This window comes from Aeromicrobium sp. (assembly GCF_014378035.1).
Lineage (GTDB): Bacteria > Actinomycetota > Actinomycetes > Propionibacteriales > Nocardioidaceae > Aeromicrobium.
Genome location: NZ_JACMOM010000181.1, coordinates 1 through 2,997, shown reverse-complemented (window position 1 = coordinate 2,997; position 2,997 = coordinate 1). Strand labels below are relative to the sequence as shown.

The following is a 2,997-nucleotide window of genomic DNA, read 5'->3' as shown; positions in this document are numbered from 1 at the left end:
TCTTGTTCGGCGAGATCGCGAAGTCAGGGACAGAGGCGTCGGCGATGGTCTTGATGGATACCACTGCTTCACCGGACGTGATGGTTCCTCCACGCGAGGGTGAGAGTCCAGTGACTGTCTTGGGAAGCTGATCAGCGATGGCATTGGCGATCTCTGCGGCCCGGGACGGGGTCGAGTCCGTCACGGAGATCTCGACGATCACCGTGTTGAGCGGGGTGTTGGCCTGGACCGATTTCGCCAGCTTCTTCGGAGTGGTCTCGAGCGAGAGATCGTCGATGACCGGGGCGAGCACGGCCGGGGTGGCCACGAGCTGGGCGTAGGACTGGACGAGGTTCTGGGTGAAGGTGGACCCCTGGACCAGGTCGTTGACGGTATCGCCGCTGTTGACGCTGACGAAAACCTGGCTGGAGGCCTGATAGGTGGGTGTGATCGTCGAGGACCAGCCATAGCCGACTGCAGCACCCAGGATGGCGAGCGCCAGGATTGACACCCAGCGCCTTCGCAGCACATTGACGTACTCGATGAGGTCCATCGAACGATTTCCATCCTCTCTTGCACATCAGCCGGCATCGGTGGCCCTGAGCTCGGTCTCCACCAGAGGATGTGTCGCGCCCCCGAGATGCGTTTTCTACGAGCGAGGCGGAATCATCGTAGCGTTGACGTCCACCCTGCTGAGGCCGATTCGCCATCGTTTTCGCACTCGGGGGGTGAGGCTATGATCACCGTCGAACCTCAAGACAAGGATGTGCCATGCTCTCCGCCATTTCCCGCAAGACTCTTGTGGCAATCGTGGGCCTCGTCGTCGTGGTGGCCGCAGTCGTGGTCGTCGTGCTGGCCAATCCTGGCGGGGACAGTCCGACCCAACCAAGCTCACGGGCAGAGTCGGCATCCACAGAGGCTCCGACCTCCGCCACCATCGCACCACCGACCCGCGTCCCCAGCAGTCCGACACCGTCTCCGACGGGACCCACGTCTGTTCCGGACCGGCCCAGACCAAAGACCATCGGCATCGACGACAAGGCGTCCCTCACCGGTGGGACATCAGCGCGTCTGTCGAGCATCCGGCAGGTCGACGGCAAGGCGGAGCTCCCGGGAGAGGTGGGAGGTCCGGCCATCGCCGTCACGGTGTCCGTGACGGCCGGCAAGGCCATCGACTTCAGCCAGACGGTGGTGAACGCCTACTACGGTGCCGACAACACACCGGCCACCCCCCTGTCGACAGGCACCACCGCGCTGGCCGGGAGCCTCGCGGGAGGCAGGTCGAAGACCGGCACCTATGTGTTCCGTGTGCCGAAGGCCGAGCTCGGTCGTGTCTCCATCGAGCTCGATCTGTCGATCGGTGATCCGGTCACTCTCTTTGAGGGTTCCGCCAAGTAGGTGGGACGGCCGGAAGTAAATAGTTACCCCGAACGGCGTCAGTATTCGCTGGAGGGGTGCTCTCTATGGCGTGATCGATTTTACTCCCAGTCGCCCGCGGGCGATTCAGGCTGCTGCTGTTCGCACGGCGTCTGCCCTCCGTAACGTCTTCCCCCGCCTCGTCGCGACCCTGTCGGTCACGATCGCGCTGGTCGCAACGGGCCTCGTGCTGCTGCCTCAGGCCGCGCAGGCTGACACAGCACCGGCCGCGGGTCTCCCTGAGACGGCGTCGACCGATGTGCTGCCGACAGTCCAGATCAACGGTGTGGTCTGGGACCAGGCGATCGTCGGCAACACCGTCTACGTGGCGGGTGAGTTCACGACCGCGCGTCCGGCCGGCGCAGCTGAGGGCGTCAACACCGTTCCGCGTGCCAACATGCTCGCCTACAACCTGACCACCGGTGTCCTGATCAACGGCTTCGCGCCATCGTTCAACGCGCAGGTCAGGTCGATCGCGGCTTCGCCTGACGGCACCAAGTTGTACGCCGGAGGCAACTTCACCACGGTCAACGGCACCAACCGTTACCGCGTGGCTGCGCTGAACGCGTCCACAGGAGCTTTGATCACGAGCTTCGCCCCCACTGTCAACGGTCCGGTCAGCACGGTCGGACTGAGCAATGGATCCCTGTTCATCGGTGGAAACTTCCCGTCCGTCAAGGTCGGATTGGTGACCAGCGCGCGAGTGAAGCTTGCTTCCTTCAACGCCGCGAACGGTGCACTGCTTCCGTGGACTCCCACGCCCGGCGACGGTACGGTGCAGTCGCTGACCGTCTCTCCGGACGGAAGCAAGGTGGCGGTCGGCGGCAGCTTCACGACCTTCAACGGATCAGGCAACCCCGGCTACGGACTCTCGCTCGTCGACAGCACGAATGGTGCCAACCTGCCACTGGCGGCGAACGCGCAGATCCGCAATGGTGGCGCGCAGTCGGCCATCTTGTCCCTGAAGGGCGACGCCGACGGCTTCTACGGGTCCGGATACCACTTTGGTGCTGGCGGAAATGTTGAAGGCTCCTTCCAGATCGACTGGAGTGGCCAGCTCAAGTGGGTCGAGGACTGCCATGGCGACACGTACGACATCGCCCCGGCCGGAGATGTCGTCTACTCGGCATCCCACAAGCACTATTGCGGCAACATCGGCACCGGAGGATTTCCGCAGACGTCGCCCACCTGGACGTTCAACCGTGGCACCGCCACCACGAAGTTCGCGACGGGCATCTCCAAGCCCGACCCCTACGGCTACGCCGATCACCGCGGTGAGCCCAGCCCGACCCTCCTCAACTTCTTCCCCGATATTTCGGCCGGCAGCTACACCGGCAAGACACAGGGCGCTTGGTCGGTCGAGGCCAACAGCCAGTACGTCCTTTATGGTGGCGAGTTTCCGCGCGTGAACAACAAGCCGCAACAAGGTCTGGTGCGTATGGCGGTCAAGACCATTGCGCCCAACCTCGACGGACCACGTCTGTCAGGCGCGGCGATGAACCCGACCCTTAACTCCTACGCGCGTGGCACTGTCGGCATCAGCTGGCCCGGCAACACCGATCGCGACAACTCGCGCCTGACCTACAAGGTCTATCGCGGAGA

Annotated in this window: 2 protein-coding genes and 1 pseudogene; 2 read left to right on the top strand and 1 reads right to left on the bottom strand. The window is 63.8% G+C overall.

The annotated features are described in order from the left end of the window. Positions 1-532: Wzz/FepE/Etk N-terminal domain-containing protein (locus tag H7290_RS09425; RefSeq protein ID WP_290513762.1), on the bottom strand; the 532-nt coding region annotated here is incomplete at its 3' end. 218 nt (positions 533-750) lie between these two features. Here H7290_RS09425 and H7290_RS09420 point away from each other — a divergent pair. Together H7290_RS09420 and H7290_RS09415 are read left to right on the top strand one after the other, a co-directional pair. Then, positions 751-1,377, top strand: a complete 627-nt coding sequence (locus tag H7290_RS09420; protein WP_290513761.1) for a hypothetical protein — start codon at positions 751-753, stop codon at positions 1,375-1,377. Positions 1,378-1,447: 70 nt separating this feature from the next. Then, positions 1,448-2,997 (top strand): annotated as a pseudogene (locus H7290_RS09415) (hypothetical protein); the annotation flags it as partial.

Bases quoted from the DNA above. Each gene is read 5' to 3' on its own strand.
- H7290_RS09420 (WP_290513761.1), top strand. From the start codon at position 751: ATGCTCTCCGCCATTTCCCGCAAGACTCTTGTGGCAATCGTGGGCCTC.